The organism is Hamadaea sp. NPDC050747, from assembly GCF_040654195.1.
Taxonomy (GTDB): Bacteria; Actinomycetota; Actinomycetes; order Mycobacteriales; family Micromonosporaceae; genus Hamadaea.
The window spans coordinates 436,796-456,795 of the sequence record NZ_JBFAHM010000002.1; the positions used below are offsets into that span (position 1 = coordinate 436,796).

Consider the following 20,000-nt stretch of genomic DNA (forward strand, 5'->3'; position numbering starts at 1 on the left):
TCAGGTCCCATTCCTGCCAGAGGGGCAAATCGTATACAAAAGCGTACACGACCTAGCTCGGGCTGCGATCCGGCGTCAACTCCTCGGGGGCAGCGGCCTGGTGTGGCACCGGCAGACTCGGCTGAACCGGGCCACGCCGGACGGCGTACCGCTTGGCAAGCGGAACGATGGCGCGGGCAGTGAGCGGGCCGGTGACCGCGAGCACCAGCACGTACGCCGCCGCCAGCGGGCCGAGTTCGGAATTGACCCCGGCGGTGACCGCCAGCCCGGCGATGACGATGTTGAACTCCCCGCGCGGCAGCAACGCCGCCCCGGCACGCAAGCGGCCGAGCGTCGAGACGCCGGCCCGGCGCGCGGCCCACCAGCCGGTGGCCATCTTCGTCAGCATGCCCACGACCGCGAGCGCGATCGCTATGCCGGCCACCGGCGGCAGATCGCCCGGATCGGTGTGCAGGCCGAAGAAGACGAAGAACACCGCCGCGAACAGGTCCCGCAGCGGTGTGAGCAGTTCGCGGGCCTGGTGCGCGAGCGGCCCGGACAGCGCGATGCCGACCAGGAACGCGCCGACCGCCGCCGAGACCTGCAGCATCTGCGCGACCCCGGCGACCAGGACGGTCAGGCCGAGCACCTTGAGCAGCAGCACTTCCTGGCTGGGCGAGGCGACCAGCTTCTCCACGATGTGGCCGAACCGCAGCGCCACGATGAGGATCACGGTGATGGTGGCCGCGGCGATGCCGAGGGTGATCGCGCCGGTGAGGAACCCGGCCCCGGCCAGCATGGCGGTCAGGATCGGCAGGTAGACGGCCATCGTGAGGTCTTCGAAGACCAGCAGCGACAGCACGACCGGGACTTCGCGGTTGCCCAGCCAGTCCAGGTCGGCCATCACCTTGGCGGTGATGCCGGACGACGTCACATAGGTGATGCCGCCGAGCGCAACGGCCGCGACGGGACCCCAGCCCATGAGCAGCGCGACGGCGACGCCGGGCAGCGAGTTGAGCACGAGGTCGACCAGACCGGCCGGTGCGTTGGTGCGCAACGTGCCCACGAGTTCGGGCGCGGTGTACTCCAGGCCCAGGGTGAACAGCAGGAGGATGACGCCGATCTCGGCGCCGGTCGCGGTGAACTCCTCGCTCGTCGTGAGCGGCAGGATGCCGCCGTGGCCGAAGGCCAGACCGGCCAGCAGATAGAGCGGGATCGGAGAGATGCTGAAGCGCAGCGACAACGCGCCGAGCAGCCCGAGGGCAAGGATGATGGCGCCGATCTCGATCAGCGTGAAGGCGGCGTGCATAGGCGGCCCTATCCGCGCGTGAAGATCTCGGCGGCGGCCGCGGTGCCGTCGGCCGTGCCGACCAGCACCACGAGATCGCCGCCGCGCAGGCGGGTGTCCGGGCCGGGGCTCGCGACGACCTCCGCGTCCCGCACGATCGCGACGATCGACGCGCCGGTGCGGGTCCGCACCCGGGCGTCGCCCATGAAGCGACCGGCGTAAGGCGAGCCGTCGGCCACCTGCACCTGGATCGTGACCAGACCGGTCACCTGCCGCTGCAGGTCCGCCAGCCGCTCGACGAGCCGGGCCGTGCCGAGCAACTCGGCGACTCCGTTGGCTTCCTCGCCCGTCAGCGCGAGGGTCGCCAGGGTGGTATCGGGATCTCGCGGGTCGTAGACGACCAGGTCCCGGCGACCGTTGTGGTGGGAGACGACCGCGGCGTGCTGCCCGCGCGCCGTCCGGAACTCGTGCCGCAGCCCGATGCCCGGAAGCGCCGTCCGCTCGACCTCCACCTCGATCAGCCCCTCTCGCCTCGCCGGTCCCCCATGATCGCACACCGCCCCTTGCGCGCCCGCTCTGCTCATTGCGGCCCGCTCGGCGTGATCATCGCGTCAGCCATGCTGTTTCAGGCGGCGAAATGTCCGTTGAAACAGCATCGCTGACGCGATGATCACGCTTAGCCGTCAGGCCGGAATCGGCTCGCTGCGGGTCCGCACGCCCCACCGCACGAGCGAGGGGTACGCCATACCAGCGGCCGCGAAGACGACGGCGACAGCGAGCCAGCCGGGTCCGCCACCGCCCACGACGAGGGCCGTGAGGAGCGGTGGCGTGACCATGTTGCCGATCTGCCGCCCGGTCAGGTAGGCGCCTTGGTACTGGCCCTGCGCCCAGTCCGGGGCCAGCCCGAAGATGACTGCCCACGTGGCTGTGGAGCTGAACAGCTCACCCAGCACGTGTACGCACGCCGCGGCCAGCACTCCGACACAGACCGCCCAGGTGGGCATACCGGTGGACGCTCCGAACAGGACACAGGCGACGGCGATGATCAGCGCACCGCGACGGCCCGTACGCGCGGCGCTCGCCAGGCCGTCGGTGCCGCCGGACGCCCACACCTGCAGCAGGACGCAGCCGGTCGTGTTGATGAGCAACGCCGCCGAGACCAGCCACAGTGGACCGCTGGTGTGCACGGTCAGCCACAACGGCAGCCCGATCGTCAGCAGTTCGTTGTAGAGCGCGGCGACGAGCCCGTCGACCAGGGCGAAGCTGAGGAACGGGCGATCTCGCAACGCGACCAGGCGCGGCTGCTCGGCCGGCCGCTCGACGACCGGCTGTTCCAGGTGCACCCGGGTGAGGACCACTGCCGCCAGCAGGAACGTGATCGCGTTGCCTAGCAGCATCACCGCGTACGCCGATCGCGTGTCCAGCATCAGCGGGATGCTGCCGATCAACGCCCCCAGGCCGATCCCGGCGTTGTTCGCCGAGCGCAGGAACGCGCGTACGCGTAGCCGCTGCCCGGGTTCGACGGCCGCGGCGATCATGGCGCCGTTCGCCGCCTTCGCGCCCGCCTCGCCGATCGCGATCAGGCAGGCGATCGGGGCGAACGACCACAGCCCGCGTACGCCGATGAGCCCGGCGAAGCACGCCGCCTGCAGGATCAGCAGGCCGAGCATGACGCGCTTCGGGCCGTACTTGTCGGCGACGTAGCCCATCGGGGTGCTCAGCGCCATGCCCGCGCCGGCCGCGATCGCCAGGCCGAGCGCGACCTCGGCCGGGCTCAGCCCGATCGAGCGCGTCAGGAAGAGCGTGCTCGTCGTCAGGTACGCCCCGTTGCCGAGGGTGTTGACGAAGTGGGCGCCGATGAGGATGCGGGCGTTGCCGCGGGGTGGGAGCAGCACGCCGGGAGCGTAACAGTACGGACGTACGGTTTGTTAAGCCCGCGTGACCGGGCTCACTCGCTTCCTATGCGCTCGTCAGGGCACGAGGACGGCCCGGCCCGGCACCGTGCCCGCCTCCAGGTCGGCGAACGCCTGCAACCCGTCGGCCAGCGGATACGTCTTCACGTCGACGGTGATCTTGCCCTCCTGCGCGAGCGAGATGACCTGCCGCTGGTCGGTACGCGTACCGCCGAACGAGCGGCGTACGTCGACACCCCAGGGCAGCGGTTCGGCCGCCCCGTTGGCCTCGTAGGTGAACGAGCCGCCGCCGAGCCCGACGAACCGCAGCGCGCCGTCCGGGGCGATCGTGTGCGTGGCCAGGTCGATCGTCGGCTGGACGCCCACGAAGTCGAAGACGGCGTCGGCCCCGTAGCCGCCGGTCTCCTCCAGGATCCGCTTCACCGCCGACTCGTCGCTGGAGAGGACGAGGTCCGCCCCATGCTCCTTGGCGATCTCCAGCTTCTGCTCGCTGGAGTCGACGGCGATGATGCGCGCCGACGTGGTCGCCGCGAGGATCTGCAGCCCGACATGGCCCAGACCGCCGACCGCGATGACGACCGCCGTCGAGCCCGGCCCGAGCCGGTGCCGTGCCCCGTTGATCGCGTGCATCGGGGTGAGCCCGGCGTCGGCCAGCGGAGCCGCCTGCACCGGATCGAGGTCGCCGAGCGGTTCGAGGTAGCGCGCCTTGACCCGCATGTACTCCGCCATGCCGCCGTTCGGCCCCAGCCCCGGGCACGGCGGGTACGCGTACCGGCCGCCCTGGTTCACGCAGACGTTGTCGCGCCCCTCGATGCACGGCCGGCAGACGCCGCAGGCCCAGATCAGGTAGACGAGCACGGCGTCGCCCCGGGCGAACCCCGTGACCGTGTCGCCGAGCTGCTCGACGTGCCCGGACGTCTCATGACCCAAGGTCATGTTCGGGATCGGCCACTCCGGCGCGTGCAGCACGTGGATGTCGGAGTGGCACAGCCCGGCTCCAGCCACCTTCACGAGCACCTCGTCGGAGGCGATCTCCGGCACGTCGACGTCGCGTACCTCGATCTTGCCGGGTGAGACCAGCTGCAAAGCCCGCATGCCCTCACGGTATCGGCCACACGGCGTTCGCATCCCCGATTTGCGCAGGCCAGGACCCTGATACTCAGTGGGCCGTCGCGCCACCCACGTTGAGGATCACGACTCCGGCCACGATCAGGCCGATGCCGAGCACCTTCACGACGGTGATCGGCTCACCGAGGAAGACCGCGCCGATGGCGACGATCGCCGCCGTGCCCAGGCCCGACCAGACCGCGTACGCGACGCCGACCGGGACCGATTTGACCACTTGGGACAGTGCGATGAAGGCAAGGATGTAGCCGACCATGACCGCGACGGTCGGCCACAGCTTGGAGAAGCCCTCGGTCGCCTTCAGCAGACTGGTCGCGACGACCTCGGCGGCGATCGCGCCGAGCAGGAAGACGTAGCCCATGAACGCGCACGGTAGTCCTAGCTGCTCCGATCCGGGAGGTCCAGCCGGGCCAGTCGCACCGGATCGGTGACGGCGAGGATGCCAGCGATCCGGTCGCCGACGACGGTGAACGCGAGCAGCGACAGCGGTGTGCCGTCCGGGCGCCAGGCCACGAGGCCGGGCAGGCCGTTGACGAGCACGGTCCGGGCGAGCGTCGCGGCTCCCCCGCCGATCCTGGCGCCGCCGGCCACCTTGGTCGCGCCGAGGACGACGATCTCGCCGTCGGGACCGTCGATGGTCAGCTTCACCTCGGGATCGAGAACGCGGAGCAGTTCATCGAAGTCGCCCCGGCGGGCCGCCGCGAGGAAGGCCTGAACCACCTCACGCTGGTGCCGTCCAGCCGCCTGTGGACGCTCGGTCGTGCGAACCTTCTTGCGGGCCCGGCTGGCCATCATCTTGGCGGCGTCGACGGACTTGCCGAGGATCTGGGCGATCTCGTCGAACGGCACCCCGAACAGGTCGTGCAGCACGAACGCCAGCCGCTCGCTCGGCCCGAGGGATTCGAGGACCACCAGCAGCGCCAGCCCGACCGAATCGGCCAGCGCCGCGTCGCCTTCGGGGTCGTGATCGTCGGCGGTCACCACGAGATCCGGCAGCCCGTCGAAGGACGCCTCGGGCCGGGCCTGCCGCGTACGCAGAACGTCGAGGCTGATCCGGCCCACCACGGTGGTCAGCCAGGCCGCCAGGTTCTGAATGGCCGCCGGGTCCTGGCGGGACAGCCGCAGCCACGCTTCCTGCACGACGTCGTCGGCGTCGGCGTGCGACCCGAGCATCCGGTACGCGACCGCGTGCATCCGGTCTCGGTTGGCTTCGAACGCCGTCACGACCAGATCGGCCGGGGTGTTGTCGGACATGTTGTTACCTTCCTCGGAACCGCTCCGTCATGGGTGATGACGTGCCCCGAGGGGCTCAGGTAACCGATGAGGAGCAGGTTCGATGGAAGCACGGCTGAAGAGCGCGGCGAATCCGGATGTGATGACTGCCATCCAGCACCTGTACAAGGCGATTCACGCGGGCGGCGTCGATCCGCGCGTCCTGGAGCTGGTGCATCTGCGGGCCAGTCAGATCAACGGGTGCAGCCCGTGCGTGTACGCGGCGGTCGCGACGGCGAAGAAGAACGGGGAGACCGACGAGCGGCTGCACAACGTGGTCACGTGGCGGGAGACGCCGTTCTTCACCGACCAGGAGCGGGCGGCGCTGGCGTTGACCGAGGCCGCCACCCGGATTCAGGACGGCGCCGCGGGCGTGACCGACGAGATCTGGGCGGACGCCGCCGCCCATTTCGAGGACAGGCAGCTGTCGGCGATCATCATGAACATCGCGCTGACCAACTTCTTCAACCGGATCAACCGAACGATCCGGGAGCAGGCCGGCAAGACCTGGTGAACGCGTCTTCGGGCAGGTCACGAATCGTGATCTGCCCGCACCGGAGTCAGCGGGCGGGCACGGCCGGTGGCGTACGCCGGCCGAACATGCGGTCGGCCAGCCAGACGAACAGGATGGCCAGGGCGATCTGGATGAAGTGCCGGATCCAGTCGATGCCCTTGGTGTCGCCTACCCCGAGCCAGTCGGCGATCAGGCCGCCCAGCGTCGCCGCGATGATACCGACGATCACTGTGACGAGCATGGATATATGCTGCTTGCCGGGCAGCAGCAGGCGGGCGAGGATGCCCACGATGGCGCCGCCGATGATCCCCCACAGAATCGTGCCTAGCATGCATCCGACGCTAGATCATCAGGCTGGCGGCCGAGACGGTTTCGGCGGAAAGATCGCGGTCAGCAGCCGGGCGCGCGGCGTATGCCGCCAGGGCCGATCGCTGGGCGCGGCGGCCAGGAAGCGGCGGCCCGCCTCCGCCAGCACAGCCTCCCCACTGGACAACGCTACCGCCCGTAACGGCCCACTATCGACCATAGCCGCCCAAACCGTGGCAGCGTCGGGGTGCTCCATCACGTAGGAGACTTCCCGGTCGGCCGTCACCACCGCGCCCGCCGCCGTGATCGCTTCGGCCAGCCGATCCTCCTCGTCGCCGAGGGGAGCAGGGCGATCCAAGGCACGCCGGCTGAGCGCGAACGGGCCCTCCTCCTCCACGATCTCCGGCCAGAACACCACCGACAGCCGGCCGCCGGGACGGAGCAGGCCGGCCCAGGACGCCAGCGTCGCCGCCGGATCAGGCAGTTGCTGCAGCCCGAAGACCGACAGCACGGCCGCACAGCGTCCGGTCCACTCCGGCCCGACCGCGCAGGCGTCGCCGACGATCGCCTGAGCCTGAGGCCACGAGGCGGCACGACCGGCCGCGAGGGTCACCATGCCGGGTGACAGGTCGACGCCCACGATGGCGCGACCCGGGTAGGCCGCCCCGAGCAACGGCAGCTCGGGGAAGGTTCCGCAACACGGGACGAGGATCGGGCCGTCCGGAAGATCCCCACCCAGAGCGTTCACCGCCAGCTCGACCCAAGGCGCGAACCGGGGCACGAAGTACTCCTCGTAGCCGCGGGCCGCGTCGGTCCACGCCTGGGCCAGCTGGGCCGCTCGGTCCTCCACGACGTTCCTCCTCAGATCAGTCCGGCGTCATGAGCGAGCAACGCGATCTGCGTACGGTTGGTCAGATCCAGTTTGGTCAGGATGTGCGACACGTGCGCCTTCACCGTCGTCAGACTCATCAGCAGATCCTCGGCGATCTCGGCGTTCGAGCGCCCCTGCGCGACGGCGACGACGACGTCCCGCTCGCGGGGTGTGAGGGCGCTCAGCGCCGTCCGGGCGCGTTCCCCGCTCGCCGCTCCGCTCGTCACCTGGTCGACCAGCCGGCGCGTCACGCTCGGCGAGAGGATCGGCTCCCCCGCCGCGACGCTTCGTACGGCGGCTGCGATGCGCTCCGGCGGGGTGTCCTTGAGCAGGAAGCCGCTCGCGCCCGCGCGCAGCGCCCGCACGATGTGGTCGTCGGAGTCGAACGTGGTCAGCATGATGATCTCCGGCGGCCGGGCCCGCCGCCGAATCCGCTCGGTCGCCGCGATGCCGCTCACCCCCGGCATGCGGATGTCCATCAGCACCACGTCCGGGCCGTGCCGCTCGACCGCCAGCAGCGCCTGCGCGCCGTCGGCGGCCTCACCGACGACCGCGATCCCGTCCGCCCCGTCGAGCATCATCGTCAGCGCGCCGCGAACCAACGGATCGTCGTCGACGATCACCACTCGGATCATGAGGGCCACGGTAGTCGCACGGTCAGCCGGAATTCGCCGTCGGCGTCGATCTCGTGCTCCAGCTCGCCGCCGACGAGGGAAACCCGCTCGGCCAGGCCCGCGAGCCCGGTTCCGGCGCCCGGTCCCGGCTCACCCGGGACCGTCTGATTGCGTACCACGATGGTCGCCGGGTGGGACGCGAGCCGGAGCCTCACCGCCTGCCCGGGGGCGTGCTTGCGCGCGTTCGTCAGTCCTTCCTGGACCACGCGATACGCACACCGCCCGAGCGCCGGTGGGAGGTCGGCCAGGTCGGGCCCGTCGTCCAGGTCGACGCGCTGGCCGGCCGCCCGCGCCTCGGCGAGCAGGCCGGGCAGGTCGGCGAGGGTCTGCCCGGCGGGCGCGTCCGGATCGCCGTCGTCGTCCGAGCGCATGAGGGTGATGACCTCGCGCAGGTCTTCGAGGGCTTGGTGGGCGCCCGCCCGGATGACCCGGGCGGCCTCGGTCAGCCGCTCGGGCGGCGCGTCCGGGCGGTACTCCACCGCGCCCGCGTAAGTGGCCAGCAGCGACAGGCGGTGAGCGAGGACGTCGTGCATCTCGCGAGCGATGCGGTTGCGTTCGGCCCGGCGCGCTTCGAGGATGCGGCGTTCCTGTTCCTCCTCGGCCCGCTGAGCCCGGTCCCTTAACTCCTTGAGCAGGTTGGCGCGAGCCTGCGCCCAGGTTCCCCAGCCGAGCAGGGCCGCGTACGCCGCCGCCATCAGCAGCAGCCACCAGCGGTAGGACACCCCCGCCGGAGTACGCCAGATCCCCTGCACGGCCTGCGCGAGGACGCCGAGCACGGTGACGACGAGCGCCTCGCGGAACGGGCGTCGCCGGGCAGTGTGGAACGCGGCGAAGCTGGCGACCGGCGTCGCGACCGGCGAGACCGCGGCGAGTATCGCGGCGACCACGCCACCGGCGAACGGCTGTCGGTAAACCCACGCCGTGACCCCGAGGGACATGAGCGCGACGATCGTGTCGAGCGGGAAGCTGTCGGGGTCGGATTGGCGCGCACCATAGAGGGCGTACGCGATCAGGCCGCCGATCACCACGAGGGTGATCGTCAGGCCGGCTTTTCGGGCGTTCACGCAGGCAGGCTAACCAGGGACGCAGCCGGCCGACCACCTACTAAAGAAGTAGGCGCGCGACTAAAGCAGTGGATCGGGCGGCCCGCGGACCGATGACCCGTCGGCGGTGCTCGGGCCAAGCTGCCGCCATGACGAAATCAGTACGCCGCCTCACCATCACCGCCGCCGCTGTCGCCGTCGCCGGAGCCGGGTACGCCCTGCTGTCCGGACCGGCCGGAATCCACCTCGCCGCTCGAACCGGCACTTCGACGCAGGAGGTGACGCTCGCCTGGGCGTTGGGCGCGGCCGCTGTCACCGCTCTCGCCGGCTGGGGGCTTCTCGCGCTGCTGGAACGCCTGACTGCCAAGGCTTTGACGATCTGGACGGTCATCGCCGCCGGATTCCTTGCGCTGTCGGTCCTGCTCGGGCCGACCGCGGGGGTGTCCGGTTCGGCGAAGCTCGGCCTGGCCGCGCTGCACCTCGCGGTCGGCGCTGTGGTGATCCCGGGCCTGCGGTGGAGCGCCCGATGAACGTGGAGCGCCCGATGAACCAGGTACGCAAGAGCCACGGGGTGTATCACTTCGGCGCGGCGACGCTGCGTACGGGAGTGGGGTGGCGGCGGGCCGTCATCCGGCTCGGTGAGCGCGAATGGACAGTCCATCCCACCGACCGCTATCGGATCGGCGTGGCGGCGCAGGCGGGCAGCGGCCCGGCCGTGCGGCTGCATCCGCAGAAGTCGCACGTGCCCGGTCCCGGCGGCCCGGTCCGGTGGCAGATCGGCCGCCGGGGCGCCCGCTTGGAGCGCGACGGCCGGAGCATCGCCCTGCGGCTGCCGGCGTTCTCCCGGGGCGAGGCCGAGGTCGAGGTCACCGGTGACTGGCCGGACCTCGAACTGGTGGTGCTCACCGCCGTGTTCGCCGTGATGACCCGGCGTCGCCGCCGCACCATCATGATCATCACGATCACCGGAGCGATCGGTCACGGCCCGGTCTTCTGACCATCCGGTCCGAGCTGCCCGGGACGCTACAGCCGGCTGCGCCCGGGGCAAGGCGTCAGGTCGTTCGGACGAATCCTCCACCGAATCGTGTACCACGCCGATCACCGGGTACTTGGCGCGCCGGGTGGCACGATTCGGTGGAGGAGCGCGATGTCCGGCGTACCAGAGGAGATCTTCGAGGCGGGCGATCTGCTGGAGGACCGCTACCGGCTGATCGAGCCGATCGCGTCCGGCGGCATGGCGACCGTCTGGCGGGCGCGCGACGAGCGGCTGGGCCGGGTCGTGGCGGTGAAGGCCCTCGACCGCAAGCTGCTCAGCGACCCGGTGTCGCGGGCGCGGCTGGGCGCGGAGGCCCGGGTGCTGGCGCGGCTGTCCCATCCCGCCATCGCGGTGATCCACGACTACGGCGTGGCCGCGTCGACCCGGACCGGTCAGGCCGTGCCGTTCCTCGTGATGGAGGTCGTCGACGGCGTGCCGCTGGCCGACCTCCTCGCCGGGCGGTCGCTGCCCTGGCCGTCGGCGGTGACGGTGGCCGCGCAGATGGCCGAGGCGCTCGCGGCCGCCCATTCCCGCGGTGTGGTGCATCGCGATGTCAGCCCGCGCAACGTGCTGCTGACGTCCGGCGGCGTCAAGGTGATCGACTTCGGCATCAGCGCCTTCCAGGACGAACCGGACGGGCAGCCGGGCGCGGAGGTCGTCGGTACCCCCGCCTACACCGCCCCGGAGCGGCTCGACGGCGCACCCGTGCACCCCTCGGCCGACGTGTACGCCGTCGGCATCATGCTCCATCTGATGCTCGCCGGGCGGCTGCCGTGGCAGCCCTCGTCGCTGCTGGATCTGCTGTCGGCGCACCGGAGCCGGGCGCCCGAGCCGTTGCCCGACATCGACGGGCTGCCGGAATCGGTGGCTGACGTGTGCCGGGCGTGCCTCGCGAAAGACCCCGCCGACCGTCCGGCCGCTGCCGACCTGGCGCGCGTCTTGAGCGACGCGGCGCCGCCGGACGGACTCGCCCTCCTGGACACTCATCCGGTCGGCGAGCCGGCCGAGACCGTCACCCGAGTGCTGGCGTGGCCGACGCTGGTGCGGACCCGATCGGCGCGGCGTCCCGGGCGGACGGTCGTTGGATCAGTCGCCGCCGTCGCGGTGGCCGCGCTCGTCTGGTTCGCCGCCGCCCGGCTGCCCGCGACCGGCCCACAGGCCGCCGGAGGTCCGGAGTGGACGGCACCGCCCGAGATCCCGGCCTGCCAGGTCACCTACCGGGTGCTCGACGACACCGGCGACCGCTTCACCGCCGCGGTCGCCGTGACCAACACGGGGGCCCAGCCGGTACGCGACTGGCGGCTGAGCTTCCAGCTACCTGGGCGGCAGCAGGTGGACGAGGCGCTCGCCCAGTGGTGGGAGCAGGACGGCACGACGGTCAGTTCACGCGTTCAGACGCAGGCATTGGCGGCCGGAGCGACCGCGAAGCTGTCCGTGACCGGTCGCTACACCGGCGGCAACCAGCTGCCGATCGCGTTCACACTGCAGGACGCGTCCGCCGAGGCGAACTGTGTACCCACCGTGCTCGGAGTCGTGGCACCGTCGCCGACCGTGACGACGCCGGCGCAGACCCAGCTGGTGCAGCCGCCGTCGAAGGTGACCAACGGCAAGGGCAAAGGCAAGGGCGGGAAGGGCAAGGACTGAGGGTTCAGGCTCGGGCGCGCGAGTCCAGCATCGCCGTACGCATCCCGCCGCGCCCGTGATTGCGATCGCCGGGCCCCCGCAGGCGTACGCGGGTGGTGACCGTGGTGCCCGCCGAGCCGGTCTCGATGTCGAGGTCGTCGGCGACCATGCGGACGATCCACAGTCCGCGACGGCCGGGCCGGTCCACCGCACCGTCGTCGGCGGCGGACGGATCGGCTCCGGCCGTCTCCGGCTCGGCGATGCCGGGGCCGTAATCCTGGACTTGGCAGTAGACCGCGTCACCGGTACGCCATAGCCGTAGCCGCCCGCGTCCGCCACCGTGCCGGATCACGTTGACCGCCAGTTCGCTCGCGATCAGCAGAATCGCCTCGACCGTCGTCGGCCCGGCCCCGCCCGACTGGGCGTGCGCGACGACGGTCTGCCGTACCTGGTACAGCTGGCCCGCCGAGAATCCAGTGTCGAGGAGGCTTTCGGCCTGCTCGGGCACCAGACGCGCTCCTGCTTCGCGGTCGGCTGTGGAGCCACCGTCCGCTCGGTCAGACATGGTCGCCCGCTCCTCCCGTTCACCCCCGATGAACGCGCCACCGCCATGACGCGTAGGCCGCCGCATGCCGACAATAGCGGCGATCTACGGCTTTCTCATATGCCGGTCGAGGTACTACTTTCCATGACAATCGGGTCACGATCCGTGCGGAACCGTGAGCCCGAACGCGAGCGCGGGTACCCCATGCGGTTTCGCGGCAAACCGCACTTGGCGAAAAGGCGGAACGAATCACGCCGGACGGGTGGCGTCGGCGTACGCGGGCGCCCGGCGAGCAGCCGGAATCTCCGACGACGCCGGGGCGAGCACGACGGCGGTCCCGTACGCGCACACCTCGAACCAGCTCTCGGTGACTTGCCGATGGTCGAAGCGCATGGCGACGACCGCGTCCGCCCCGAACTGCGCGGCGGCGGCCGTCATGTCGTCGACGGCCTCCCACCGGCAGGCGACGAGCAGATCCCGGCGCACGTCCGCCCCGTTGCTGCCGCCCGTGCGCAGGGAGACGAAACCTTCGCCGTAAGGGTTCTTCGACCGTGCCGCGATGCCGAGAACCTGGCCCAGGACTTGGTGGATGGCGCGGCCGTAGACCGCGTCGGTGGTCACCACGAGAATGCCGTGGCGCGTGGACAGCCGGTGGTTGGGGGCGGTCATGTCATACCCGCCTTTCGGGAGAAGTGGACCGACGACCGGAAAGGACCAGGTGAGGCCGTTGGCCAATTCCCCAGCATGGTCTGACTTATCCGATATATGCCACTCATTACCCCTAAAGAGCGACGACCGGTCCAAGCAGGACAGGTCCGCCGGCGGCGCGCACTCCCCGCCGTCGGGGATTTCCTCCGCCGGCTCCGCGTTTGCCCAGGTGAACCGAGGGGTACGCGAAAGTCGTGGCCGCCCGGCGTCGCTGGAGCAAAGGGGGTGCTCGCGAACCGGGCAGCCACAAACGGCAGGCAGCCACAGCCAGGCGGCCGCGGATCAGACGAAGTCGAAGATCGGCGGGAAGGCCAAGACCACGAACCAGGCCCAGGCGGCGTACACGACGACGTAGCTGGTCTGCCACCGCTCGAGCCGAGCGAACGGCGTCCGCCGCCACAGGAAGGCGTACAGCAACCAGGCTGACCAGGCGAGGTTGACCAGCAGGACAAGGTTCTCCCCCAGCGCGGCCGTCTTGTTCGCGCTGAACCCGAACTCCGCGATCCGGCTGTTCACCGCCAGCAGCACCAGTACGTCGATCACCAGTGCGCTGACCACCAGCAGGAACTGCAACCGGTCGAACCAGCCCCTCGGCGCCGCGGGCTCCCGGGCCGAGATGCCGTAGAGCAGCAGCCCGAGGACCGCGACGAGGACCAGGTTGAACAGGATCAGGACGTCCCGTTCGATGGCGATGCCGTTGCCGGTCCAGACGATCGCCACCAGGAAGGCCAGCAGCGCCACCGCGAACAGCGGAGTGAACACTCGCGTCAGCACCGGAGCCATGTTCTCGATAACGCTCTGCTTGGCCTCCACCAGCCAGGCCGCCACGACCACCGCCGCCATCGCACCGCAGGGCAGCAGCCAGCCGCCGAGGAACTTCTCGGCGTCGAGCCCGATCGCGTTGAACACTCCGGCGGTGAACGCCGTCAGCACCCCGCCGCCCAAGGCGATGAGAACGTAGTAGATGAAGAACTCACCGGTGAACCTGATGAAGTCCATCCGCCGCGTGCCCGACCGCCAGTCGCCGCCCGCGTACGCCACCCCGACGACCAGCCACAACGCGATCGGCAGGTGGATGCCCGTGAGGATGGTGGTGTCCGCGTCGTCGGCCAGCGGATAGACGTTGGCCCCGATCGCCCCGATCACGAACAGCACCGCGAGCACGCCGACGACGGCCGGCCGCACCTGCCGCCGCCACACGAAGTACGCCGCCAGCGGCACCAGCGCGAACAGGCTGACGTTGCGGGCGAAGAACCCGAAGTCGTCCTCGAAGGTCAGCCCGAACAGGGCGGGGATCTTCACTCCGACCGCCGCGACGGCCGCGCAGGCGATCATGATCAGCAGGTCCTTGCGCGCCGGCCCGGTCTTGGCCGGCTCGCCGCCGCCGGTGAGCACCAGCTGCTTCCAGAGCCGTTCGGAGTGTTCCCGGGCGAACTCCCGGGACACCTCGTCCAGGCTGCCCATCCGCTTGACCGCGATGAGGAACGCCTCGTCCGGCGCGAGTCCGGCCTCGGTCAGCTCGTCGATCCGGCTGCGCAGGTGATCCTCGAGTTCGTCGGCGTCGGCGGCGCTCAGTTCACGCCGGCGGCGCATGTACGCCACCCACTCGCCGATCTGCGCCTCGACCCCGGGATCGTCGGTGCCCGCTGCGGCGCCCGGATCGGGCGCGATGCCGTCGGTGTCCACCGGTCAGCCCTCCCAGGCGAGTCTGGGACTGCGCGACTGGGCGTCGTTCCAGATGTTCTGCAGCGCGTCGACCACTGCCGACCACTGGCGGCGTTGCTCGGCCAACTCCGCCTGCCCCTGCTCGGTGATGCGGTAGTACTTGCGGCGGCGTCCGCCTTCCGGGCCGCGCCACACCGACTCGACGTGTCCCAGGCGCTCCAGCCGGTGGAGCAGCGGGTAGAGCAGCCCGTCCGTCCACTCCAGACGGCCGCCGGACAGGTCGCCGACCTGTTTGAGGATCGCGTAGCCGTAGCTCTCCCCGTCGGCGAGGATGCCGAGCACCAGCGGGGTCGCCGACGCCGCGACCAGGTCCTTCGTTATGTGCACGCCGTCTCCCACTAAGACCTAGAGAATCAATGCATCGTACTTCTAGGTATATGAAGAACGCAACGATCATGACCGATCACGCGGATAATCAGCCTGATGAAGGTTCCGACCCCCATCGTCACGCTGCTGGTGGGTGTGCTGATCGCGGTGATCGTCGCGATCCTCAGCGTCCGGGCCAAGCCCGAGCAGCCGACCGAGCCCTACGGCGCACCGGCTTCCGTGGCGGTGACCCGATGAGCCGTGACCCGATGACCAGTACGCCCGCCAAGAGCAGCAAGCTGCTCGTCCCTCTGCTGATCGGCGCGTTGGTGTCGGTCGCACTCGGCGTCTACGGCGGCCGGCACAAGGGCGACAGCATCGTCTTCAAGGTCTCGGGCTTCGAGAACCTGATCGAGGTCAAGAGCTGGCTGGCCGTGGCCGCCGGGGTGTTCGCCCTGATACAGCTCGGATCGGCGCTGGTCATGTACGGCAAGATCAAGGCGATCAGCCCGCCGTCGTGGATCGGACCCGTGCACCGCTGGTCCGGCCGGCTCGCCTTCTTCATCGCCGTCCCGGTCGCCGTCTTCTGCCTCTACGGCATCGGCTTCCAGGCCTACGACGCGCGAGTGCTCGTGCACTCCCTGCTCGGCTGCTTGTTCTTCGGCGTCTTCACGGTGAAGATGCTGGTGCTGACCAAGCCCGGGGTGGCCGGCTGGGTGCTGCCCGTCGTCGGCGGCACGGTCTTCACCGTGCTCGTCGGGACCATCCTCACCTCGGCCGCCTGGTATTTCAGCGCCCACTGAGCGCGGCCAGCAACTCCTCTTCCCGTTCGGCGGTCAGGTACCCGCGGTCGGGCACTTCGGCGTCGGCGAGATCCCGCGCGGTCTCCTCGATCGATCGGTTCACCAGCCCGGCCGCCACCACGGCACTCGGATCGGCCGTGTTGAGCAGCGCCTCGTTCTCGTCGCCCGCGTACCACAGCGGCATTGTGTCGCCGGTCTCCCCGGCATCGAGCAGGAACTGCGGATCAGCCCAGGTCAGCTTGGTCCCGGGCGGGGCGACCGCACTCGCGATCCGCTCCAGCATCGCGCTGAACGGCATCGGCTCGCCGACGGCGTGGAAAGTACCGGCCAACCCGGTGACGATCCCGTGGACGAGGAACGCAGCCTGGTCACGCGCGTCGACCAGCTGGATGGGGACCTCCGGACGACCGGGCGCGAGAACCTCACCGCCCCGGGCGAGCCGGCGTACCCAGTAGGTGAACCTTCCGGTGTGGTCGTACGGGCCGATGACGTACGTAGGGCGCACCACCAGCGTCTGCGGGCCGAACGCGGCGCGGGCCGCCTGCTCACAGAGGACCTTGCGCGGCCCGTAGCCCTCGGTTCCCGTGAGCAGCGGCGAGTCTTCCGGGTAGCCCGCGTGAGCGGGGGTGTCGTAGACGCTGACCGTCGAAACGAAGAGGTAGTGACCGGCCCCGTCGCCCAGCGCCCCGGCCAACGCGGACACCTGCTCCGGCCGGTACGCGCTGACGTCGATCGTCGCGTCCCACCGCGTGCCGCGCAGGACGCCCAGGTCCCCGTCGCGGTCAGCGGTCAGGTGCGTCGCCTCGGGGAACAGCCCCGCGCCGGTGGCGCCCCGATGCAGGACTGCGACCTCATGCCCGGCCGCCAGGACCGCCTCGGTGATGTGCCGCCCGACGAACCGGGTCCCCCCGACGATCAGCACGCGCATCACTGACCCCGGTTCTTCCTCGACGCGAAGACGATCGCCACCACGCCTGCGACGATGCCCGTCACCCCGACCATGCAGCAGAGCAGCGCCAGCACATGCCACGGCTTGATCGCACCCATCGGCGTACCCCCTTCGACGCGCCTCAGCGTATATCGGTCAGAGCGCGGGCGACCTCCCCGACGGCGGACCATGATCATTGCGTCAGCCATGCTGTTGATTCGGGCATTTCACGGCGCGAAGCAGCATGGCTGGCGCAATGATCACGCGAGTGCGAGGTAGGTGGGGGATTCGGCGTCCGCGAGGAGCAGCGAAGGCGTACCGGAGCCGTCGGCGGGGACGGACCAGACGTCGGAGCCGCCGGGCCGGTGGAGGGCGTACCCGACGGTCGTGGAGGAGAGCCACACGGCCTGGTCGTCGACGCTGCGCGTCTCGGCGAGCGGCACGACCGTCCCGGTCGACAGGGTCAGCACCGACAGCCGCCAGCCCCGAGCGGGATCACCGTCCACAGCGGACTTGAAGGCGATGCGCGTGCCGTCGGGCGACAAGGAAGGGCATTCGACACCGCCACGGACGACCGAGACGGAGCGGCCGGAGATGGAGCCGTAGACCAGGTAACGGTGGCCTCGCGTCGACATGGTCGCGTAGAAGTGGTCGTCGTCGGCGGTGAACGTGATGCCCCAGAAGTTGCGGTCCGCTCCAGCCGAGGGTGTGACGGTGAAGTCTTCGAGCGTGCCGACGAGGTCGCCGGTGACGGTGTCGAGGATCCCGGCCCGGGTGGAGAACTTGCCGTTGTTGTAGGAGTCGCCCGTCACGAAGACCGTCCAGGCGAGCAGGCGGCCGCTGGGCGAGACCCGCGCCCGGTTCGGCACGCCCACCAGCGGGAACTTGTCCTTCTCGCGGAGCTGCGCGTCGAGCTGCACGACCTGGTAGGTCGCGAGTGGGCCGTCCGGGCGCAGGCAGACGCCCGTCGCGGCGGCGGCGTAGAAGCGGCTGCAGGACAGGGCCGCCACTCGGCCGTCCGAGATCAGGTGGCCTTGCGTCGCCGGCGCGGTGCTCACGGCGTACAAGCCGGACTGAAGCGTGAGTGGCGCGGAGCCGGTGACGGCCGGGTGCCGCGCGTGGCGGATCACGCCGATCCCGACCGCGATCAGCACGGCGAAGGCCGCCGCCGCGACCACGAGTTTAGTGCGCACGCAGCCGCACCAGGAAGACGGTCGTGACCCCGGCGGCGACCGTGAGCGCGAGGGCGACCAGCACCGCTGCGGTCGTGTCCCAGGTCTGCCAGACGAGCCCGAACAGCAGCGACGAGCCGAGGTAGGCGACGGCCTGGCCCGTCTGGATCATGGACAGGCCGGTCGTGCGCAGCGACTCGGGCAGCACCGGCCCGGCCAGCGCCATCAGCACGCCGTCGGTGCTCGCGTAGAACGCCCCGTTGAGCAGCAGGATCAGCGCGATCATCATGGTGCCGTGCCACGGCGCGGCCAGGGCCAGATAGATCAGCGCGAGCAGCGCGTAGCCGCCGAGCAGCACGCGCTGTCGCCCGACGCGGTCCGCGATGGTCCCTGCCAGGCCTGCGAGCAGGAGATACGCGAGGTTCGTGCCGACCGCGAGCAGCGGGAACCAGCCGATCGCCAGCCCCGACCTCCGCTGCAGCAGCAGGTAGACGAAGCCGTCGCCGATCGTCGCCAGCCCCAGCGCACAGCCGGCCGCGGTCAGCCGCCGGGCTCGCGGATCGGCGGCCAGCGCGGCCAGATCACGAGCGCGAGGCCGTGGCGCGGCAAGCGGATCGCGGTGCTCTTTCACGAACAGCACAAGCAGGAGTACGCCGAAAGCAGCGACACCGAAACTGCACACGAAGACGGCGTCGAACGCGTCCCGGGAGGCGGCCGTCATCGCGGCCGAGCCGGTGGCGGTCAGCACGCCCAGGGCGACCAACGGCCCGAGGAACGCGCCCGCCGCGTCCAGCGTCCGGTGCACGCCGAACGCCCGGCCCAGCAGTGCCGCCGGGGCGGACAGGGTGATCAACGCGTCCCGAGGTGCCGTACGCAGTCCCTTGCCCATTCGGTCGGCGGCGATCACCCCGCCCAGGGCGGCGGCTTGCGTACCTGCGGCGAGCAGGCCGAGCTTGGCGACCGCCGAGATGCCGTAGCCGACGCCCGCGACCGCTTTGCGGCGGCGCGTACGGTCGGCGAGCCAGCCGCCCGCGAGCCGGAGCAGCGCAGTCGCCCCGGTGTAGACCCCGTCGACGGCCCCATACGCCAACGGCGTCAACCCGAGCCCGAGCACCAGGTACGCGGGCAGGACGGCGGTGACCATCTCGGCCGACACGTCGGTGACCAGGCTGACCAGGCCGAGGGCCACGACGTTGGCCCCGATCGCCGTCCAGCGGCGACCCGAACCGGCCGCCGCTGGACGACCTATCGTCGACAGGTACACGTCACTGCCAGATGTCGGTGATCGGGGTGGCGCTCGCCGCGTTGTTGATCGGAGCGAGCCCGTACGCGTCCTCGATCGTCCGCAGGACCGCGTAGTGGTTGATCGTCTCGGAGTAGTTGCCGATCTTGACGTGCTGGCCGACGAACACGGTGAAGATCTGGTTCACCGAGGTGTTGCTGTCCTCGTCGAAGGTCACGATGAGCAGGCTGTTGTGGGTCTTTGCCCATTGGGCGTACGCGTCGAGCTTGGCCTTCAGCCAGGTGTCGCCGGTGCTGATGGAGCAGTCGTGCATGTCGTTGCACATGTCCGGGGTGACGAAGGCGACCGTCGGCAGGGTCGTGAAGTCCGTGGGGAACCGCGAATACCGCAGGTTGCTCGCGGCGGGGACGTTGTCGAAGTCGACCCAGCTGTTGTGCTTACGCCGGTAGGTGCCGCTGGAACAACCGGTGTAGCCGTCCGAGGGCATCGCCTCGGAATAGCCGGTGAAGGTGAACCCGGCCGCGATCAGCTGATGGCCGAGGTTCTCCTTGCCGGTGAAGCTCCGCGGGCAGCTGTCGTCGGTGACGCCCTGGGCCGAGCCGGAGAACAGCGCGATGTAGTTCGGCTGGCTCGGGTGCGTGATGGCGAACGACTTCGTGAACTTCGCGCCCTGCCCGGCCAGCGAATTGAAGTAGGGCGCGCTCGAACTGCCGTTGATCGACGAGTACTTCTTGTTCTCGAACATGACCAGCACGACATGGTCGGGCCGGGGCACGGCGGCCGCAGTCACCGCGGCGGGCACCGTCATGGTGGTGCGCACCGGGTCCGGGCTTCGCTGGAGCACGTACGCGCCGCCCGCGGCGCCCAGCGCCACGATTGCGGCCAGCAGTGTGGTGACGCGTTTGGCGGTCATCGGACTCCTTCGGC

24 protein-coding genes are annotated in these 20,000 nt (G+C 70.4%); 6 read left to right on the forward strand and 18 right to left on the reverse strand.

The features are described from left to right. Positions 1–52: 52 nt before the first annotated feature. The 6 genes from AB0H43_RS05400 to AB0H43_RS05425 form a co-directional block, all read right to left on the reverse strand. Positions 53–1,288: a cation:proton antiporter gene (locus AB0H43_RS05400; RefSeq protein ID WP_359996858.1), complete on the reverse strand. Its 1,236-nt coding sequence runs from the start codon at positions 1,286–1,288 to the stop codon at positions 53–55. An 8-nt stretch (positions 1,289–1,296) separates the two neighbouring features. Beyond that, on the reverse strand, positions 1,297–1,785 hold the full coding sequence (locus AB0H43_RS05405) for a TrkA C-terminal domain-containing protein (protein ID WP_359997424.1): 489 nt from the start codon (positions 1,783–1,785) through the stop codon (positions 1,297–1,299). A gap of 165 nt (positions 1,786–1,950) precedes the next feature. Next, the gene (locus AB0H43_RS05410; protein WP_359996860.1) at positions 1,951–3,162 is read right to left on the reverse strand and encodes an MFS transporter; all 1,212 of its coding nucleotides are present in this window, start codon (positions 3,160–3,162) and stop codon (positions 1,951–1,953) included. A gap of 75 nt (positions 3,163–3,237) precedes the next feature. Then, positions 3,238–4,275, reverse strand: coding sequence for an NAD(P)-dependent alcohol dehydrogenase (locus AB0H43_RS05415; RefSeq protein ID WP_359996862.1), 1,038 nt, complete (start codon positions 4,273–4,275; stop codon positions 3,238–3,240). A 64-nt stretch (positions 4,276–4,339) separates the two neighbouring features. Then, the gene (locus AB0H43_RS05420; RefSeq protein ID WP_359996865.1) at positions 4,340–4,666 is read right to left on the reverse strand and encodes a multidrug efflux SMR transporter; all 327 of its coding nucleotides are present in this window, start codon (positions 4,664–4,666) and stop codon (positions 4,340–4,342) included. 17 nt (positions 4,667–4,683) lie between these two features. Beyond that, positions 4,684–5,559, reverse strand: a complete 876-nt coding sequence (locus AB0H43_RS05425; RefSeq protein ID WP_359996868.1) for a sigma-70 family RNA polymerase sigma factor — start codon at positions 5,557–5,559, stop codon at positions 4,684–4,686. Positions 5,560–5,641: 82 nt separating this feature from the next. Between AB0H43_RS05425 and AB0H43_RS05430 the strand changes: the two genes are divergently transcribed. Beyond that, complete coding sequence (locus tag AB0H43_RS05430; protein WP_359996871.1) at positions 5,642–6,091, forward strand: carboxymuconolactone decarboxylase family protein; 450 nt, start codon at positions 5,642–5,644, stop codon at positions 6,089–6,091. Between the two features lie 46 nt (positions 6,092–6,137). Here the strand turns inward: AB0H43_RS05430 and AB0H43_RS05435 are convergent, their stop codons facing one another. From AB0H43_RS05435 to AB0H43_RS05450, 4 genes are read right to left on the reverse strand one after another with little or no spacing between them, the layout of a single operon-like run. After that, positions 6,138–6,422 carry a GlsB/YeaQ/YmgE family stress response membrane protein gene (locus AB0H43_RS05435; protein WP_359996874.1) on the reverse strand — a complete coding sequence of 95 codons (285 nt, stop codon included), beginning with the start codon at positions 6,420–6,422 and terminating at the stop codon, positions 6,138–6,140. Positions 6,423–6,440: 18 nt separating this feature from the next. Then, a complete protein-coding gene (locus tag AB0H43_RS05440) occupies positions 6,441–7,247 on the reverse strand; it encodes a class I SAM-dependent methyltransferase (RefSeq protein WP_359996876.1) in 807 nt (268 codons plus the stop codon). 11 nt (positions 7,248–7,258) lie between these two features. Next, positions 7,259–7,903, reverse strand: coding sequence for a response regulator transcription factor (locus AB0H43_RS05445; protein ID WP_359996879.1), 645 nt, complete (start codon positions 7,901–7,903; stop codon positions 7,259–7,261). Beyond that, positions 7,900–9,006: a histidine kinase gene (locus AB0H43_RS05450; protein WP_359996881.1), complete on the reverse strand. Its 1,107-nt coding sequence runs from the start codon at positions 9,004–9,006 to the stop codon at positions 7,900–7,902. Before AB0H43_RS05450 ends, AB0H43_RS05445 begins: the two co-directional genes overlap by 4 nt. Positions 9,007–9,134: 128 nt before the next feature. Here AB0H43_RS05450 and AB0H43_RS05455 point away from each other — a divergent pair, with 128 nt between their 5' ends. From AB0H43_RS05455 to AB0H43_RS05465, 3 genes are all read left to right on the forward strand, one after another. After that, positions 9,135–9,515, forward strand: coding sequence for a DUF6069 family protein (locus tag AB0H43_RS05455; RefSeq protein WP_359996884.1), 381 nt, complete (start codon positions 9,135–9,137; stop codon positions 9,513–9,515). After that, positions 9,512–9,982: a hypothetical protein gene (locus AB0H43_RS05460; RefSeq protein WP_359996886.1), complete on the forward strand. Its 471-nt coding sequence runs from the start codon at positions 9,512–9,514 to the stop codon at positions 9,980–9,982. Before AB0H43_RS05455 ends, AB0H43_RS05460 begins: the two co-directional genes overlap by 4 nt. Positions 9,983–10,132: 150 nt before the next feature. Continuing rightward, complete coding sequence (locus AB0H43_RS05465) at positions 10,133–11,665, forward strand: serine/threonine-protein kinase (RefSeq protein WP_359996889.1); 1,533 nt, start codon at positions 10,133–10,135, stop codon at positions 11,663–11,665. 4 nt (positions 11,666–11,669) lie between these two features. On the opposite strand, the gene AB0H43_RS05470 is transcribed toward AB0H43_RS05465, so the two are convergent. The 4 genes from AB0H43_RS05470 to AB0H43_RS05485 form a co-directional block, all read right to left on the reverse strand. Next, a complete protein-coding gene (locus tag AB0H43_RS05470; RefSeq protein ID WP_359996892.1) occupies positions 11,670–12,209 on the reverse strand; it encodes an ATP-binding protein in 540 nt (179 codons plus the stop codon). A gap of 228 nt (positions 12,210–12,437) precedes the next feature. Then, complete coding sequence (locus AB0H43_RS05475; RefSeq protein ID WP_359996894.1) at positions 12,438–12,857, reverse strand: heavy metal-binding domain-containing protein; 420 nt, start codon at positions 12,855–12,857, stop codon at positions 12,438–12,440. A 321-nt stretch (positions 12,858–13,178) separates the two neighbouring features. Continuing rightward, positions 13,179–14,582, reverse strand: coding sequence for a permease prefix domain 1-containing protein (locus tag AB0H43_RS05480; RefSeq protein ID WP_359996897.1), 1,404 nt, complete (start codon positions 14,580–14,582; stop codon positions 13,179–13,181). 3 nt (positions 14,583–14,585) lie between these two features. Continuing rightward, complete coding sequence (locus tag AB0H43_RS05485) at positions 14,586–14,948, reverse strand: PadR family transcriptional regulator (protein WP_359996900.1); 363 nt, start codon at positions 14,946–14,948, stop codon at positions 14,586–14,588. Between the two features lie 96 nt (positions 14,949–15,044). Between AB0H43_RS05485 and AB0H43_RS05490 the strand changes: the two genes are divergently transcribed. After that, positions 15,045–15,185: a hypothetical protein gene (locus AB0H43_RS05490; RefSeq protein WP_359996903.1), complete on the forward strand. Its 141-nt coding sequence runs from the start codon at positions 15,045–15,047 to the stop codon at positions 15,183–15,185. Continuing rightward, positions 15,182–15,730, forward strand: a complete 549-nt coding sequence (locus AB0H43_RS05495; RefSeq protein ID WP_359996905.1) for a DUF6529 family protein — start codon at positions 15,182–15,184, stop codon at positions 15,728–15,730. Before AB0H43_RS05490 ends, AB0H43_RS05495 begins: the two co-directional genes overlap by 4 nt. On the opposite strand, the gene AB0H43_RS05500 is transcribed toward AB0H43_RS05495, so the two are convergent. The 4 genes from AB0H43_RS05500 to AB0H43_RS05515 all read right to left on the reverse strand — a co-directional run bounded on the left by AB0H43_RS05500 (position 15,717) and on the right by AB0H43_RS05515 (position 19,986). Next, positions 15,717–16,658, reverse strand: a complete 942-nt coding sequence (locus AB0H43_RS05500; RefSeq protein WP_359996908.1) for an NAD-dependent epimerase/dehydratase family protein — start codon at positions 16,656–16,658, stop codon at positions 15,717–15,719. The two genes, AB0H43_RS05495 and AB0H43_RS05500, sit on opposite strands and share 14 nt — an antisense overlap. Before the next feature lie 260 nt (positions 16,659–16,918). Continuing rightward, positions 16,919–17,851: a hypothetical protein gene (locus AB0H43_RS05505; RefSeq protein WP_359996911.1), complete on the reverse strand. Its 933-nt coding sequence runs from the start codon at positions 17,849–17,851 to the stop codon at positions 16,919–16,921. Next, positions 17,841–19,094, reverse strand: coding sequence for an MFS transporter (locus AB0H43_RS05510; RefSeq protein ID WP_359996914.1), 1,254 nt, complete (start codon positions 19,092–19,094; stop codon positions 17,841–17,843). Before AB0H43_RS05510 ends, AB0H43_RS05505 begins: the two co-directional genes overlap by 11 nt. 1 nt (position 19,095) lies before the next feature. Further along, positions 19,096–19,986: an alkaline phosphatase family protein gene (locus AB0H43_RS05515; protein ID WP_359996917.1), complete on the reverse strand. Its 891-nt coding sequence runs from the start codon at positions 19,984–19,986 to the stop codon at positions 19,096–19,098. Positions 19,987–20,000 lie beyond the last annotated feature (14 nt).

Bases quoted from the DNA above. Each gene is read 5' to 3' on its own strand.
- AB0H43_RS05400 (WP_359996858.1), bottom strand. From the start codon at position 1,288: ATGCACGCCGCCTTCACGCTGATCGAGATCGGCGCCATCATCCTTGCC.
- AB0H43_RS05415 (WP_359996862.1), bottom strand. From the start codon at position 4,275: ATGCGGGCTTTGCAGCTGGTCTCACCCGGCAAGATCGAGGTACGCGAC.
- AB0H43_RS05420 (WP_359996865.1), bottom strand. From the start codon at position 4,666: ATGGGCTACGTCTTCCTGCTCGGCGCGATCGCCGCCGAGGTCGTCGCG.
- AB0H43_RS05425 (WP_359996868.1), bottom strand. From the start codon at position 5,559: ATGTCCGACAACACCCCGGCCGATCTGGTCGTGACGGCGTTCGAAGCC.
- AB0H43_RS05430 (WP_359996871.1), top strand. From the start codon at position 5,642: ATGGAAGCACGGCTGAAGAGCGCGGCGAATCCGGATGTGATGACTGCC.
- AB0H43_RS05435 (WP_359996874.1), bottom strand. From the start codon at position 6,422: ATGCTAGGCACGATTCTGTGGGGGATCATCGGCGGCGCCATCGTGGGC.
- AB0H43_RS05445 (WP_359996879.1), bottom strand. From the start codon at position 7,903: ATGATCCGAGTGGTGATCGTCGACGACGATCCGTTGGTTCGCGGCGCG.
- AB0H43_RS05455 (WP_359996884.1), top strand. From the start codon at position 9,135: ATGACGAAATCAGTACGCCGCCTCACCATCACCGCCGCCGCTGTCGCC.
- AB0H43_RS05460 (WP_359996886.1), top strand. From the start codon at position 9,512: ATGAACGTGGAGCGCCCGATGAACCAGGTACGCAAGAGCCACGGGGTG.
- AB0H43_RS05465 (WP_359996889.1), top strand. From the start codon at position 10,133: ATGTCCGGCGTACCAGAGGAGATCTTCGAGGCGGGCGATCTGCTGGAG.
- AB0H43_RS05470 (WP_359996892.1), bottom strand. From the start codon at position 12,209: ATGTCTGACCGAGCGGACGGTGGCTCCACAGCCGACCGCGAAGCAGGA.
- AB0H43_RS05475 (WP_359996894.1), bottom strand. From the start codon at position 12,857: ATGACCGCCCCCAACCACCGGCTGTCCACGCGCCACGGCATTCTCGTG.
- AB0H43_RS05490 (WP_359996903.1), top strand. From the start codon at position 15,045: ATGAAGGTTCCGACCCCCATCGTCACGCTGCTGGTGGGTGTGCTGATC.
- AB0H43_RS05495 (WP_359996905.1), top strand. From the start codon at position 15,182: ATGAGCCGTGACCCGATGACCAGTACGCCCGCCAAGAGCAGCAAGCTG.
- AB0H43_RS05500 (WP_359996908.1), bottom strand. From the start codon at position 16,658: ATGCGCGTGCTGATCGTCGGGGGGACCCGGTTCGTCGGGCGGCACATC.
- AB0H43_RS05515 (WP_359996917.1), bottom strand. From the start codon at position 19,986: ATGACCGCCAAACGCGTCACCACACTGCTGGCCGCAATCGTGGCGCTG.